Origin of the sequence: Sphingobacterium lactis (assembly GCF_011046555.1) — a bacterium.
GTDB lineage: Bacteria > Bacteroidota > Bacteroidia > Sphingobacteriales > Sphingobacteriaceae > Sphingobacterium > Sphingobacterium lactis.
In genome coordinates this window covers 3282964-3297374 of the sequence record NZ_CP049246.1, presented here as the reverse complement: position 1 = coordinate 3297374, position 14411 = coordinate 3282964, and the positions used below count along the sequence as shown (strand labels likewise).

The 14411-nt window shown below is 38.8% G+C and carries 15 protein-coding genes; 7 read left to right on the top strand and 8 right to left on the bottom strand.

Translation table 11 applies throughout. The annotated features are described in order from the left end of the window. Nucleotides 1-2 precede the first annotated feature (2 nt). From G6N79_RS14380 to G6N79_RS14365, 4 genes are read right to left on the bottom strand one after another with little or no spacing between them, the layout of a single operon-like run. Complete coding sequence (locus G6N79_RS14380; RefSeq protein WP_048499037.1) at nucleotides 3-635, bottom strand: DUF4141 domain-containing protein; 633 nt, start codon at nucleotides 633-635, stop codon at nucleotides 3-5. Between the two features lie 28 nt (nucleotides 636-663). Then, nucleotides 664-3168 (bottom strand): TraG family conjugative transposon ATPase, encoded by a 2505-nt coding sequence (locus G6N79_RS14375; protein WP_103905095.1) that lies wholly within the window; start codon nucleotides 3166-3168, stop codon nucleotides 664-666. Next, on the bottom strand, nucleotides 3165-3494 hold the full coding sequence (locus tag G6N79_RS14370) for a DUF4133 domain-containing protein (RefSeq protein ID WP_103905096.1): 330 nt from the start codon (nucleotides 3492-3494) through the stop codon (nucleotides 3165-3167). The genes G6N79_RS14375 and G6N79_RS14370 overlap by 4 nt, the downstream gene beginning before the upstream one ends. Before the next feature lie 11 nt (nucleotides 3495-3505). Next, nucleotides 3506-3811 (bottom strand): DUF4134 domain-containing protein, encoded by a 306-nt coding sequence (locus G6N79_RS14365; protein ID WP_103905097.1) that lies wholly within the window; start codon nucleotides 3809-3811, stop codon nucleotides 3506-3508. A 116-nt stretch (nucleotides 3812-3927) separates the two neighbouring features. On the opposite strand from G6N79_RS14365, the gene G6N79_RS14360 reads away from it, so the two are divergent. The 7 genes from G6N79_RS14360 to G6N79_RS14330 are packed head-to-tail and all read left to right on the top strand — an operon-like array spanning nucleotide 3928 to nucleotide 12059. Next, nucleotides 3928-4284: a helix-turn-helix domain-containing protein gene (locus G6N79_RS14360; protein WP_233878986.1), complete on the top strand. Its 357-nt coding sequence runs from the start codon at nucleotides 3928-3930 to the stop codon at nucleotides 4282-4284. A gap of 7 nt (nucleotides 4285-4291) precedes the next feature. After that, nucleotides 4292-5188 (top strand): hypothetical protein, encoded by an 897-nt coding sequence (locus G6N79_RS14355; protein WP_052305778.1) that lies wholly within the window; start codon nucleotides 4292-4294, stop codon nucleotides 5186-5188. Continuing rightward, complete coding sequence (locus G6N79_RS14350) at nucleotides 5185-5475, top strand: hypothetical protein (protein ID WP_013632622.1); 291 nt, start codon at nucleotides 5185-5187, stop codon at nucleotides 5473-5475. The genes G6N79_RS14355 and G6N79_RS14350 overlap by 4 nt, the downstream gene beginning before the upstream one ends. Beyond that, the gene (locus tag G6N79_RS14345; RefSeq protein WP_013632623.1) at nucleotides 5465-7240 is read left to right on the top strand and encodes a DUF2326 domain-containing protein; all 1776 of its coding nucleotides are present in this window, start codon (nucleotides 5465-5467) and stop codon (nucleotides 7238-7240) included. The genes G6N79_RS14350 and G6N79_RS14345 overlap by 11 nt, the downstream gene beginning before the upstream one ends. Beyond that, nucleotides 7241-8053 carry an endonuclease gene (locus G6N79_RS14340; RefSeq protein ID WP_091520343.1) on the top strand — a complete coding sequence of 271 codons (813 nt, stop codon included), beginning with the start codon at nucleotides 7241-7243 and terminating at the stop codon, nucleotides 8051-8053. It begins immediately after the preceding gene. 40 nt (nucleotides 8054-8093) lie between these two features. Beyond that, nucleotides 8094-10235, top strand: coding sequence for an ATP-dependent nuclease (locus G6N79_RS14335; RefSeq protein ID WP_103905098.1), 2142 nt, complete (start codon nucleotides 8094-8096; stop codon nucleotides 10233-10235). Between the two features lie 3 nt (nucleotides 10236-10238). Beyond that, on the top strand, nucleotides 10239-12059 hold the full coding sequence (locus G6N79_RS14330) for a UvrD-helicase domain-containing protein (RefSeq protein ID WP_091520349.1): 1821 nt from the start codon (nucleotides 10239-10241) through the stop codon (nucleotides 12057-12059). Nucleotides 12060-12085: 26 nt separating this feature from the next. On the opposite strand, the gene G6N79_RS14325 is transcribed toward G6N79_RS14330, so the two are convergent. From G6N79_RS14325 to G6N79_RS14310, 4 genes are read right to left on the bottom strand one after another with little or no spacing between them, the layout of a single operon-like run. Continuing rightward, nucleotides 12086-12721 carry a conjugal transfer protein TraD gene (locus G6N79_RS14325; RefSeq protein WP_091520351.1) on the bottom strand — a complete coding sequence of 212 codons (636 nt, stop codon included), beginning with the start codon at nucleotides 12719-12721 and terminating at the stop codon, nucleotides 12086-12088. An 11-nt stretch (nucleotides 12722-12732) separates the two neighbouring features. After that, nucleotides 12733-13182 (bottom strand): DUF3408 domain-containing protein, encoded by a 450-nt coding sequence (locus tag G6N79_RS14320; protein WP_013632628.1) that lies wholly within the window; start codon nucleotides 13180-13182, stop codon nucleotides 12733-12735. A gap of 4 nt (nucleotides 13183-13186) precedes the next feature. Further along, the gene (locus G6N79_RS14315) at nucleotides 13187-13954 is read right to left on the bottom strand and encodes a ParA family protein (RefSeq protein WP_013632629.1); all 768 of its coding nucleotides are present in this window, start codon (nucleotides 13952-13954) and stop codon (nucleotides 13187-13189) included. A gap of 34 nt (nucleotides 13955-13988) precedes the next feature. Next, the gene (locus tag G6N79_RS14310; protein ID WP_041537010.1) at nucleotides 13989-14363 is read right to left on the bottom strand and encodes a hypothetical protein; all 375 of its coding nucleotides are present in this window, start codon (nucleotides 14361-14363) and stop codon (nucleotides 13989-13991) included. Nucleotides 14364-14411 lie beyond the last annotated feature (48 nt).

Below are 14411 nucleotides of genomic sequence, written 5' to 3'. Positions count from 1 at the left end.
GTTTACCAGTATTTTTGGTTAGCAGTTCCGTAGAGTTCAAGCACTCTTTGGGCATCGTTTTTCTTTTTCGCTCTTAGGTAGCTTACAGAAATGTTCTTGTTGGTGTAGTAGCGTACAAGGCTGTGGTAATCCTTTACCTCTTTGTACACACGGTCAATCACATCCATACGCTCTTTGTCATTGAGCGAAAGGCTTGATGAGGTTATAATCTGCTTCAGTTCTTTCAGCAGTTCGGTACTTTCATTGAGCAGTGCCGAATAACCGTTGCCGATAGCGGTCAGTTCCTGCGGTGTGAAATTTGGGTCGTTCATCATCTTGCCGAAGTTGTTCACGTACATTTCGGAAACATCGCCTACCAACAATACCGTTTGTTGCACTTTACGGGCATCTTTCACAAGGTTGTTGATAGCTTTCAGCTTGTCGTAATATTCCTTGCCCTGGTCGTAAACTTTTTTCACTTCGTTGAAGTTCTTTATCACGTTGCTTACGGTGGAAGAAGTCTGCACGATTTCGTTTGCAGAGTTGATAATGCCCGAAGCCAAATTAGCCGGGTCGGTTACAACCCACTGGGCTTTTGCTGACGGTGCTACGGCGAGCATCAGTGCCGTACACACCAGATACAATACTTTTTTCATTGTTTCTGAATTTTTAAATTGTTAATGACTATTGATTTGAATTGTCCCGCCTTTGCATTGCGATATGCTTAATGGCGAGTTCTACATTACCATCCAGTTCGGAAGCAAGCTGCATTACTTCCATTTTTTCGGTTTCTTCTGTCGTGTAGGCGAGGTATTCCTCCAAACTAACTTCGGTGGCATAGACTGCCGAGTGCGTACCACCTAAGCCAATCCAAACCTCTTTGTAAAGTCGGCTTGCATCGTTGTTCATATTGATGGAAAGTACCTGCCCTTTCTCTTTGTCCGTAAGCCCCAACATCGCCTGTATATCATCAAACTTGTTCATATACTTGCGTTGGTCAAGCAGGATTTTACAGTCGGAGTTATTGATGATACTTTCCTTGACAATGGGCGACTGGATAATATCATCGACCTCTTGCGTTACGACAATCGCTTCTCCGAAAAATTTGCGGACGGTCTTAAACAAATACTTGATGTATTCTGCCATTCCTTCTTTGGCTATCGCTTTCCAAGCCTCTTCAATCAGGATGAGCTTACGAATACCTTTCAATCGGCGCATCTTGTTGATGAACACCTCCATAATGATGATGGTCACAATGGGAAAGAGGATTTTGTGGTCTTTAATCGCATCAATCTCAAACACGATAAAGCGTTTGGAAAGCAGGTCTAACTGCTTGTTGGAGTTCAGCAGGTAATCATATTCGCCACCCTTGTAATAGGGTTCGAGTACGTTCAGGAAGTTGGCAATGTCAAAGTCCTTTTCCCTGACCTGCTTTTCTTCCAGTACCTTGCGGTAGTCGCCTTTTACATACTCATAGAAACCGTTGAATGACGGGTAAACGTCTTCCGTTTTGATACGTTCGATATAACCGCTTACCGCATTGGAAAGGGCAACTTCTTCAGAACGGGTTGGCGGCTCATCGTCACGTTTCCATAAGGTCAGTATCAAAGTCTTGATACTTTCCCGCTTCTCAATGTCGAACACGCCATCATCGGTATAGAAAGGGTTAAAGGCAATGGGGTTATCTTCGGTATAAGTGAAGTAAACACCGTCTTCGCCTTTGGTCTTTCCTTTGATGAGTTCGCACAAGCCCTGATAAGAGTTACCCGTATCTACCAACAGTACGTGTGCGCCCTGTTCATAATACTGCCGTACCATATGGTTAGTGAAGAACGATTTACCACTTCCCGATGGACCAAGTATAAACTTGTTCCGGTTCGTAATGATACCACGCTTCATAGGCAGGTCGGAAATATCCAAATGGATAGGTTTTCCTGTAAGCCTGTCAGCCATCTTGATACCGAACGGCGAGGGCGAATTGTGGTAGTTGGTTTCTTCCGTGAAGAAGCACAATGCAGGCTCAATAAAAGTGTAAAAACTTTCCTCACTGGGGAAGTCGCCCGCATTGCCGGGCATACCTGCCCAATACAAAGTGGCTACGTCCGTAGTGTTGTGCCGAGGCTTACACTCCATCAATGCCAATGCACTACCGCAATCGTTCTTTAGCTGTTTCAGTTCCGCAGGGTCTTCCGACCACGCCATAATGTTGAAGTGCGCACGGATGGAGGATAGCCCGAAGCTGTGGGCTTCGTTCAGGTACTTTTCTATCCACTCTTTGTTGATTTGATTGGCACGGCTGTACCTTGCCAGTGAGTGCATATTCCGTGCGGACTTCTCAAACTTTTGCAGGTTGTCTTCGCTGTTATCCAAAAAAATGTACTGGTTGTAGATGTGGTTGCAGCTTAACAGCAAACCCACAGGTGCAGCGAATGACAGGCGGCAGTCGCTACGGTCGGTTGATAGCTTTTCAAAACGGGTATCTGCTGATACTGTTCCGGGCAGGTCGTCCGTATCGGAAAGCGTGTGCAGGCTTAACCTTTTGTTGCCGATGCGTACCTCTTCGTTTCCGAGTGCGATGTCCTGCATTGGTGTTGCGGCTCCCCTCGATAACGTGAGGTACTGTTCCAGTAATCCCTGTGTATTGTCCGTTCCGATAATGTCCTCTTCGGTCAAACGTCGCAGGCTTACAAAACCGCTATCGTTCACGATACGCTCAAACTGTGCCACCGCCTCCATAAAGCGGTGTATCGTTTCCTTGTTCCTGATTTCCTTTGGTATCAGCGTACCTTTGCAAAGCGAACTGAAGTTGCTTTGCATCCGCATTCTTTCCTTAGTGGTCTTCGTAAGGAACAGGTAGCAATAATGGTTCAGGAACGGTCGCTCGTTGAAATGGCGTTGATAAGACTTTGATAAAAAGCTCTGGTCTTCCTGTGCCAAATCGGGCGCATAGCTTTCCTTGATGTACCAATCCTGTTTGTGAATGACCGTAAAATCAGGCAGGGTTTTAATCGCTTTGTGCCAGGTGGAATGTATGGCTTCGTATTCCGCAGAAGCGACTGTGAACAGTTCCGGCAAACGCACTTCAAAGCAGGCGGTAATGTCCGCATCTTTGGATAAGATGCAGTTGTTCTCTACTGCCAGCAACGGAAATTTGTTTTCCAGTGTGGTGGTCTTTGCTACATTTCTCATACGGCATTCTGTTTAGGTGTGAATTTTAAATAGCGGTGTACAGGCTTGCGGCAGATGATGTAGCGGGGATGCCTTTTATTGCCTGCAATTTTCATCAGCCCGTGTTCGCCGTACTTCCTGTTGAGCGAAAAGGTCTGCCATATAATGAGCGAAGCACCGCCTGCTCCGAGGAACAGGCAGATGTAGGAGTTTACGCCTGCCATATACAGTATCATCACGAGGATAAGCGTACCGAGCAGCCCACCTGCGAAAATGAACAGGTATTGCGCTTTCAGCCCTTTAAATTCCACCGTCCTGCCGATGCCTTTGTTGATATTGTAATTCATAAGGCAAAGGATTAAAGGAAGAATGAACGCAGGATGGTAGCGGCAACAATCAAGAAGATACACGCACCGAACCACGAAGCTGCGGTCTTGCTCGTGTCGGGGTCGCCGGAACTGAATTTGTTGTAAACCTTAACGCCCCCGATTAACCCGACTACCGCACCGATGGCGTAGATTAACTGCGTTGCGGGGTCGAAATAACTTGTTACCATTTGGGTAGCCTCGTTGATACCTGCCGAGCCGTTTCCCTGTGCGAACGCACCAATTCCTGACAGCATTGCCACGACTGCCAGCAAAACTTTTTTTCTCTGTTTTTCCATAATTGAAACACATTAATTTGTTACTGTTTATCCCGCACCTTGCGAGCTTTCGGGACAAATGTCTTGTGGAAAAAGAGGCGTTATAAGAAAGTGGCAGTCAAAGGAAGTGTTTGGCTGTGAGTGGCTTTGTTGGTGGGGACTTCCAGAACGGAAGTACAAATGATGGGAGGCTTTTATTGCAATTTACAGTTGGTTCAATGCAACTTTTAAATTACATTTGTACATTCATAATAAAGTCAATTTTAATCCTTTTTGAGATGAAAATATCAGGCAGACATATTGGAGAAATGCTGAAGGAAGCCAGAGAACAAAGACAGCTAACTCAAGAACAATTAGCCCAAAAAGTGGGTAAGAAAAGGAGTTACATTTCTAAGGTCGAAACTGATTATGGCAATAATATCAAACTTCAAACCCTTAAAGAGATAGTAGAAAAGGGATTTGACGGTACGGTTAAAATTAATTTGGAACTCTGATTTGTATATGGATAAATTATTGAAGAACGCTTTTAAAATGCAAATTCAATCCAAAGAAGGATTTGAGTTCGAAGAATTTATTGATGAACTGTTTCTTTTGAAATATGGCGTTGATAACTATACGCCCATCAGGAGGAATAAGGATAAAGGCAATGACGGTACTATTTTGCCCGAACAAAAGATATTGGCTTGTTATGCGCCAAGAAAATATAGCAAAACTGATTTTGAAACAAAAGTTTTAGGTGCAGCAAATAAAGAAGGAGATTTTGAAAAATACCAAAAAAACTGGAAAGACAAATTTCCAAATTGGGAAATGTATGTTAACCACGAAGTGTCACCGGAACAATTTACACTAATTCAGGGTTTAGATGGCGATACTTCGATTAAGGGGATAGACCAAATTCTTTCTATTGTTGATGAACTTGTATCAAGTAAAAAAAGGAAACTTGCAGCCTACTTAGGCATTGAAAACTTTTTTATACAGGACTACATTCAGGAAATCATTAATGACCTACTGAATGCCTCAAACGAAGAAGATAAAGCTCTGCATTTCGACAGGAAAACATTAGTCCCTCCCCAAAAGAAAATCGAACTCAACTTTGAACAGGAAGATTGGGATGGGATGAACTCGGAAATGGTATTGGTTATGGCGGAGTTTAATACGATTACCAATATACTTTCGGGATATAATGATGATGAGATTAATACCCTGAAAAGAAGGGTTATAAATGATTACAATAAACTTTCAGGAAATTTCAAGGAGAGATTATATAATCTGACCGACCAATATACAACGACATATGGAAACATTAAAGATGATGAATATGTAAAATGCGTAAAATCTATATTGCTGTATATGTTTGAACAGTGTTTAATAGGCAGAAAAACAGAAAATGAACTATGATATTACCGCAGCCTGAAAGCAATCTTAAAACCAACCTTATGGTATTGGGAGCAGATATTATAAGTATTATGGGTAATTCCCCTTTCAAAAACAAATACGTTATCGTGGATGATATAATGAATAAGTTTTTAAACAGGGATAAAGATAGGACACCCGACCTTTTTCTGTATGCCTTGACCTTCTTGCATACGATTGGCAGCATTGAGAAAAAAGGATATAAAATTAAATTGGTAAAGAAAGAAAACCAAGAAGAAAATCAAACAAGTTTATTCGACAATGTTAATTAGAATATATTCAGAAACCAACCTTATAGATGCTGTTCCATTTCACAATGGAATAAACATCATATTGGGCAAATACTCTGGGGATAAAGAAGCACGAGGGATTAATGGTATTGGCAAATCTACGTTGGTCAGGCTTGTTGATTTTACCTTATTAAGCGGTAAAGCAGAAAAAAGATTTGCTCAAAAAAAGTATGACTTTTTACGTGATGATGAACACACGATTACTTTAGAAATTGAAGTACAGGAACAAAAATATTTTATCAAGAGGGGCTTTGCCGATACAAAAAAAATATTTTTCGGGAAGCGACCGGATGCTCTTGATGAATATGAAAAATCTGAAATGCCGAAATTGCTGGAAGGGATATTTTTTCCGACAGAGAACAACGAAGTATTCTTTGAAGGAAAAAGATATGGAACGTTGATGGAATTTTTTGTTAAGGACGACTTGCAAAGTCAGCAAAGAGTTGACCCTTTAAATTTTGTTTCTTACAATGCCAATGCAAGAGAAAAGGCATTGTATAATTTTTATTTGCTAAATCTCCCGACAAAAACACTTTTAAAATATAACGAAGTATCTTCTGAATACGAAAGGTATAATAATACGGTAAAATCCCTTTCAGAAAAGGTTAAAGCAGATACAGGTAAAGATATTCAGGAATTTAGAACAGAGCGGTTAAAGATTGAAAAAGACATTGCTGCACTCGAAGGCAGCCTGAAGGAATACAATTTTCTTGCTAATCACAAAGAAATAGAACAAAAATTAAATCAGGTTATATCTGAAATTAACGAGCAATCTGTCATCTATCATAATACAAACCGGAAATTAGAAAAACTAAAATCCTCTTACAATGATGTGTCTTCTATCGACCTGGACAAAATTCGTAAGCTCTACAATGAAACCGTAGCAACATTCGGCAACTTTGTAAAAAGGAGTTTGGATGAAGTTATAGACTTTAAAAAACAACTACTGACGAATAGGAATAAATATTTGTTGGAAGAAGAAAAGAAATTACAATCATCAATCGACCAGAGTTTAACGCAGCTTGAAAAATTAGAAAAGAACAGGAGCCAATTATTTTCATTGCTAAAAGAGAGAGGTGCATTGGATAGGATTGAAAGCACTTATGAAAGATTAGTCAATGAAAAAACACTTTTAGAACGGAATACCTCAATTGTACGAGAAATTGACGAAATAGAAGAGATATTGGGAAACTCCAATATTGTTATCGCAGAATTAAAAAGAGATATTGTCAGCGAGCTAAATAAGCAGCAATCATACCTTGATGAGTTGAGATTGTTATTTCAGCAAATTCTTGAAAATGCAATTTATTTAGATGAAGAATTTGACAACTCTTATTTTAATATCACATTAAACTCTACTTCGCCGAGAAACCAATTGCCTTTTAAAATAAGTTTGGAAATCCCTAAAGCTGATGCGTTAGGACAAGAGCGTTTGAAAATCGTAGCGTATGATTTAATGGTCTTTTTAAAGAGCAGGATTGACAAGCGTAATATTCCGGATTTTCTTGTACACGATGGTGTATTTCACGCCATATCATACAAAACAATATCCAATGTCCTGAACTATATGTACCACAAATCAAACGAGCTGCATAACTTTCAGTATATCCTTACTTTCAATGAAGACGAAATTGATTTAAACGGGGATGAAAATAAGTTTGGCAAGTTCGATTTTGATTGGTCTAAACAAGTGATTGCTGAATTCTCAGATACCGAACAGGAAACAATTTTTAAACGATTTTTTTAAATGGCAAACTATCAATTACCTCCTTTAAAAGATGAAAGGTTATTTGAGGAACTCACTTGTGATTTATTCAATTTTGTAGAGAATACCTCGTCATATGAGAATACAGATTTTCAGACGTTTGGTGTGAAAGGACAAAATCAGAAAGGTATTGATGTCTTTTCTTCTAAAACAAAAACGGTTATACAGTGCAAATTGAAAAGTATTGGAAGAAAAGATGAAACTATAAGGAAAATTCTAATTCAGGATATAAATACTGATTTAGAAAAAGCAAGGGATTTAGCGATTGATTTCGACAAATTTGTTTTTGTTTCTACATTTCGTGACGATGCTCAAATACAGGAATACCTAAATCAAATTAAAAAAGAACAGGAACTACCATTTCATTTATATTATTGGGGATGGGATACCATAACAAAACATATTGAACAATCAGAGGCTTTATTACATAAGTATTTTCCAAAGTTTGTAAAAAAATCCAAGCCTATAAAGCCAAAAATTGAATTACCAGACGGAGCGTTAGGCAAAGAGCTTTCCAAGAAGAACTATATTGATTATTTAAAAAAGCGATATGGCGATTGGAAACAAGTTGAATTAAACAAAAAAGGGGAAAAATTTAATTGGGCTGCATTCACTATTTCATTGTCTAAAAGATATAAAGCATCAGGGATTAATTATATTGATGTTCGACACTTTGATGATTTAGCATCGTATCTAAAAAGCCGAATTGATGGTACAATAATGGGAAAAGTGAACAAGTCTAAAGGAATAAAAAACTATTCTGTGTTTGAAGAGTTCTCGGAAACTGAAATCTAAAAATATTGGTAGATTTCAAACTTAAAAACCTTATTTTCTAATGTATATCTCTAAAGTCAGCCTGGTCAATTATAGGAATTTTGCAAATGCAAGTTTTCAATTCAACAAGGGAATAAATACCATAATCGGAGAAAACGGTTCTGGAAAAACAAATGTTTTTAGGGCAATAAGGCTGTTATTAGAAGATGCCTCCTTGCAATATGCTTATAAACTGACGGAAGGAGATTTTAACAGGTCTTTGGATAAGGGAAAATGGAAAGGTCATTGGATTATTATCAGTGTTGAATTTGATGAGCTTAACGATGAAGAGGCAATACAATCCTTGTTCATTCACGGTGTTGGAGTTGCCGCAGAAGATTATGTAAAAAAAGCTACTTACAACCTTTTCTTTCGTCCTAAAGCTGACATCAGACAAAAACTTTCCGAATTAGCTGAAGGAGATGCAGTTGGATTACAAACGATACTCAATAGCATCACAATTCAGGATAATTACGAAACTTTCTTTACTGGAAAAAGCACTGCTGATTTTAATGACCCTAATGTATATAAGGAACTTGTAGGCGATTTTGAAAATGTGGTTTTCCCATCTACGATTGATGCTTCTAAATTTGGCTCTAAAATTCCGCATCAATTATCTGTTTCCAAAGAAATCTCTTTTACATTCATCCAAGCCTTGAGAGATGTAGTAAGTGACTTTCATAACAATAGAACTAATCCTTTACTTACTCTATTGAAAAACAAAAGTGGAGAAATCAAAGAGGAAGATTACCAACCTATCAGCGATTTGGTTGAGCAATTAAATGAAAGCATTGAAGATTTGCCCGATGTACAAAATATAAGGTCAGATATAAAATCAACCATTCAGGATGCCGTCGGTCTTACCTATTCGCCATCTTCATTATCCATTAAATCAAGTGTTCCCAATGAAGCCGAAAAATTGTTACAATCATTGAAACTTTTTATCGGAGAACCAGGCGAGGAATATGAGGGCGGTATTCACGAATTAAGTTTGGGAGGTGCTAATCTAATATTTTTAACCCTGAAATTACTTGAGTTTAAGTATAGAAAATCAAAAGATACATTTGCCAACTTCCTTATTATTGAGGAACCGGAAGCCCATATACATAACCATATTCAAAAGACCTTATTTGACAAATTGGATTATGGAGATACTCAAATTATCTATTCTACTCATTCTACACAAATTTCCGAAGTAAGTAATGTTGAGAATATAAACATCCTTGCAAAGAAATTAAATTTTGCGGAAGTATATCAACCATCAACTGGTTTAACACCTGAAAGCATCAATCAAATACAGCGTTATTTGGATGCTGTAAGAACCAACCTGTTATTTGCAAAAGGAGTAATATTAGTTGAGGGCGATGCAGAAGAGATTTTAATACCAATAATGGTCAAAAAAGTATTTGGTGTAAGTCTTGACGAACTTGGAATTAGCCTCATCAATATACGAAGTACAGGCTTTGAGAATGTAGCCCAACTTTTCCACGATAGCCGTATAAGAAGAAAATGTGCAATTCTAACAGATTTAGATGATGCGATTTGTGATACAACTATTAATGACGATGATAGCGACCGATTAAAAAAATACAAGAGAAAAGTTGAGGCATCTAAACAAAAGGGATTAGAACGTAAAGCTAAATTAGATGTCTTTGAAGCAGAGAATGATTGGATAAAGGCATTTTATGCTGACTATACTTTTGAAGTTGATTTTATAACCGAAGGCAACGAGGAGGAAGTAATAGCTATAATTGACCAAGTATATACAGACCAACCAACAAGAGTACAAGCTAAAACTGATATTGAAGATGATGGTGTTGCGGTTTATGGAAAGCGAGTGCTTACAATGGCTAAACAGGAAGGTAAAGGTTGGTTTGCTATAATGTTAGGCAAGCATATTTCTTTTAAGACGGAAATTCCAAACTATATAGTTGATGCCATTCTTTTCGCCAAAGAAACATACTCCAACAATATTATTGCCGACATCATTGAATATAGGATGAACAAACATTTTTATGATGATGATGCTTTGGATTTTTCATCTTGTCGGGAGAGCCTAACGAAGTATAGAGCCGAAGAAGCAACTTTAGATGACCTTGCTTTTGACTTGGACTTGGTAATACCAGATGACCAGCTATTAACATTCATAGATAAATTGAAATAGGCTATGTTCATTTGGGAAAAAGGAAGTTTGAATGATGAGCAAGAAGTTGCAATCTTGGAGAAAGATAGTGTACTCTTGATTGCCTGTCCTGGTAGTGGAAAAACGAGAACGCTTACATACAAAATCGCTTACGAATTAAGCAGGCTAAATTCCAATAAAGAGTTCGTTATTGCAATTACATACACGAATAACGCTGCTGATGAAATTAAAGAACGGGTTGAATTATTGGGGGTTGATACTACACAATTATGGATTGGTACAATTCACTCATTCTGTATGGAATGGATATTAAAGCCTTACCATCTGTATTCTGAAAGGTTGAAAAACGGGTTTAAAGTTTGTAATTCCTTTGATACTGAAAAGCTCCTAACCGAATTATGCAAAAAATATAGCAATCCAAAAGTTACTTTTTATGATTTTCAATATTATGCTACCATAAATGGTACATATAAGTTTACATCAAAAAATAGTAATCAGAATAAGCATATCAAAGCTATTCTTCAAGAATATTTCGGAATATTAAAAGAGAATAATCAATTGGATTTTGAGCAGATACTTTTTTATGCTTATGAATTATTGAAATCAAAGCCAATCATTTGTACCGTCTTATGCAAATTATTTCCATTTATTTTGATTGATGAATATCAAGATACTAAAGAGATACAATACCATATAATATCAAAAATATTAAGTGCAAACAAAGGGTGTTCAAAAACATTAATTGTTGGCGACCCTAACCAATCTATTTATCATTCTTTAGGTGGTTATCCGATGCCAAAGGATGATTTGGAAAAACTTTTGGGGTTTAACTTGATACAGTTGAGTTTAGACAAAAATTACAGGTCATCTGAAACCATAATAAATTACTTCGATTATTATAAAACATTTGCTACCCCTATTATAGCATTCGGAAACGAAAAAGATTATAATAGTTTAATCACATATAACTTATCGGTTTCGTTAGATAATTTGATAGAAGAAATTGCAAAATTGATTTTGTTTAATGTCCGTGAAGCCGGAATTAGCCCTAATGAAATTTGTATTGCAGCACCTCAATGGGTTCAGATTGCAAGTATTACAAGGAAGCTAATGATTAGACTTCCGGATTTTAGTTTTGACGGACCCGGTATGGCTCCGTTTTCACGGGACATTGAGAATTTTTGGTTTAAAGTTGCAAGAATTGTTTTGACAGAACCATCGCCCTATATGTACGTTCGTCGTTTACGTTGGAGTAAAGAAGTTTTGAACGAACTTGATGCTGCGGGAGTAGATGTATCAAACTTATCAAACAAAGAGTTTTTGAAAATCTGCAATTCAATTGAAGTGAATGAAAATGATGGTTTAACCTACTTACGTTCTTTCTTTGAAAGAATTTGTGAAAGCCTGAAAATACAAATTCAGAATTTCCCGTTACTTGAAGAACATCACACATCATTTTTTGCAAGTTCTGAAAATAGAATACAAAGGCTTATTGACGAGGGAAATCCATTTATTGGAGAGATTGAAAATTTTAGAAAAGTTTTCAGGCAAAGAGATGGTATAACCGTTTCAACTATTCACGGCGTAAAGGGAGAGGAATATGATACAGTAATAGGTTTTGCTCTTCTTAATGATTATGTCCCACACTTCAACGATACAAACGGTTACGAAAATTCTAAAAAATTACTTTACGTTTTAGCTTCAAGAGCAAGAAAAAATTTACACTTAATCTCTGAAACGTCAAGAGGGATAAATTATTACAATCCTGAAGGGAAAAGCCCTACACCTCATTTGCTCGAATATAATTATGAATATTCGATTGTTGCTCTTGACAATTCCGATTGAATAAATAACAAAAGGAAGCCGTCTTTTCAGACAAACTCCCCAATGTCAAAATCACCCAAATTACTTTTCCGCAAGGTGGAAGAACTGTCGTCGCTTTCAGATGAAAGTGTGCTATCCAAAAGCTCGGCAATTTTTCGGGAAGCACCCTCAATGGAATTTTCCAGTAAGCTGAATAATTCGGTTCCCTGTAATTTCTGAACTATGGCTACCGCTGTTTCCTTTTGAGCCTGTTCCAAATTCTCTTTTTGGAGCAATGCCCCTACGGAGCTTAGTTCGTCATAGGTAACCCCTTGGGCAAAACCGTTATCGCCACCGGATATTCCGTACCTGTTCCATTCTTCTTCCTCTTCTTCCAAATCAGGCATATTGCTGAAAACTTCGTCCAGTTCTTCCTGCGGAATTTGAATGCTGACGTTTTCGTTTTCGTCGTATTCGATGTCTAAATTATCAGGGTTTATCTCCGGTTCCGTTATTTGGCTGTCATTGGCAGTGTTTGGCACTGAAAGGCTTCTTACTGGCTTGGGTTGCCCCATAATATCGGGCAGGTTCGGGTTAACTTTTTCCTGTTTGGACTTTTGCTCCGACCTTTTATGAATTACAATCTTATCCTGCAAAAGCAGGACAATGACTATCAGCAGGCAAATCACAATTACTATTTCCATAATCAGATGCTTTAAAAAATGGGTTTAAACTTTTCGTTGAAATCATCGGTAATGGCTTTTTCAAACATTTCAAAATGATGTTCCAGTATGTTATCGAGATAGGCATACAGGGGTATAGCATCTTTACCGATTACCTGTACAATACGGGATAGCCGTTCGTGGTATTCCTGCCGGATATAGATACTTTTATCGCCCCGCTTTGTCATCGAATGGGTTTTCAAAAAGTGTTCGCCGTAGCTTCCGTCAAGGCTCTTCTTGGTACGGTTTCTTTCCCTTTGTACAGGTTTGCTTTGTGGTAATTCATCCTGCCTTACCTCGTTTTGTATTTCTTCCTTTTCCTGCTCTTCGGCAGGTTCAGGCGGTAGCTGCAAACCGTCCTTTTTAACGCCGTCTACCATCAGGTTCATCATCAGCTCTTCGTTAATGTCCGGCGTAACTTTACGTTTATTATCTTTTTCCATAGCACTACGATTGAATGATGTTTAAAAATTCGCTGATGAACAGGTCTAACTGGCAGGCTTTCATCAAACGCTCATCGGGTGGCATTATCGTAGAACGGAAAACTGTTTTGCTGTCCACTTCACTTTCCTTGCGAAAACGGGTGCTGTTCTTGATTTGGCTTTGCATCAGGCTTAACCCCAGTTGCCCGATAAGCTGATTATACACGTCATATAAGGGCGTGCTTTCCCTGCCGTCCACCTGGTTCCAAAACAGGTTAATGCTTTGTATGGAAGTTTCGCCTTTTTTCATAATTACATCCTGTAAAAGCTGTGTGAAGATGAGCGTACTTTCCATTACCACACGGTCTGCCGTGATGGGCGTGAAAATGTGGTGCATACCTGCCAATGCTTTCAGAATTCCGGGCGTGTTCACGGTTCCGGGCAGGTCGAAGAACAGCACATCAAGCGGAACAGGGGAAGTGTTTACAAATTCGTGCGCCGCATCGAGTACGCTATCCGCTTTGTGCTGCATAATGGGATAGGCTTTTTTATTGATGGTGGTAAACTGCTTATATGCCAGTTTTTTCAACGCCTCATTTTCCATTACCATTGCCAAATCACGGGTTTTCATTTTCATCAGGCTGTGCTGCGGAAAATCCGCATCAAAAACAGCTACGTTGTAGCCCAACCGATAGTGCATCGTACTGGCGACAAGCGTGGTAAATGTGCTTTTGCCAACACCGCCTTTTTGAGAAGAAAAAGCGACAAACAGAGGTTTCTTTCTTGTGTCCATATTTTTAAAATTTAAAGTTTACATCTTACTGTTTTCAGTCTTGCAGGCTTTCAGCCGTGCAGTCCTGATTTCGTGCTGTCTTTCTTGCAGGATAGCTATCAGGCTTGCCTGCGGGAATTGCTGATTGCCTGCTTTCCTGCTGTACAGCAGCAATGCTTTCATTCAGGCATCCTATCAGGCGTGATTGCGTTCTTGCATTCGTTCCGTCCGTCATTCTATCCATCACGCAGGCTTGATTGTCTGATAGCAGGCTGTCACGCTTTCCGTCATTCCTGCGCTCTTGGTTTCTTGCATTCCTGCAATCTTGCAGGCAGGATAACCTGCCATCTTGAATGTATGCCGTCTGCTCGTCCTGAAGCACGGGCTGCCTGCCTGCCTGCCTGTCAACATTCAGGGGCAAAGAACTCATCAAATTCAATCGGTTGTATAGCGGTGGCAGTGTTTGGCGTTCAGAGGC

Coding starts and splice junctions, on each gene's coding strand:
- G6N79_RS14365 (WP_103905097.1), bottom strand. CDS start 3,811: ATGGAAAAACAGAGAAAAAAAGTTTTGCTGGCAGTCGTGGCAATGCTG.
- G6N79_RS14340 (WP_091520343.1), top strand. CDS start 7,241: ATGGCAAACTATCAATTACCTCCTTTAAAAGATGAAAGGTTATTTGAG.
- G6N79_RS14350 (WP_013632622.1), top strand. CDS start 5,185: ATGATATTACCGCAGCCTGAAAGCAATCTTAAAACCAACCTTATGGTA.
- G6N79_RS14310 (WP_041537010.1), bottom strand. CDS start 14,363: ATGAGTTCTTTGCCCCTGAATGTTGACAGGCAGGCAGGCAGGCAGCCC.
- G6N79_RS14315 (WP_013632629.1), bottom strand. CDS start 13,954: ATGGACACAAGAAAGAAACCTCTGTTTGTCGCTTTTTCTTCTCAAAAA.
- G6N79_RS14320 (WP_013632628.1), bottom strand. CDS start 13,182: ATGGAAAAAGATAATAAACGTAAAGTTACGCCGGACATTAACGAAGAG.
- G6N79_RS14335 (WP_103905098.1), top strand. CDS start 8,094: ATGTATATCTCTAAAGTCAGCCTGGTCAATTATAGGAATTTTGCAAAT.
- G6N79_RS14370 (WP_103905096.1), bottom strand. CDS start 3,494: ATGAATTACAATATCAACAAAGGCATCGGCAGGACGGTGGAATTTAAA.
- G6N79_RS14355 (WP_052305778.1), top strand. CDS start 4,292: ATGGATAAATTATTGAAGAACGCTTTTAAAATGCAAATTCAATCCAAA.
- G6N79_RS14375 (WP_103905095.1), bottom strand. CDS start 3,168: ATGAGAAATGTAGCAAAGACCACCACACTGGAAAACAAATTTCCGTTG.
- G6N79_RS14325 (WP_091520351.1), bottom strand. CDS start 12,721: ATGGAAATAGTAATTGTGATTTGCCTGCTGATAGTCATTGTCCTGCTT.
- G6N79_RS14380 (WP_048499037.1), bottom strand. CDS start 635: ATGAAAAAAGTATTGTATCTGGTGTGTACGGCACTGATGCTCGCCGTA.
- G6N79_RS14345 (WP_013632623.1), top strand. CDS start 5,465: ATGTTAATTAGAATATATTCAGAAACCAACCTTATAGATGCTGTTCCA.
- G6N79_RS14330 (WP_091520349.1), top strand. CDS start 10,239: ATGTTCATTTGGGAAAAAGGAAGTTTGAATGATGAGCAAGAAGTTGCA.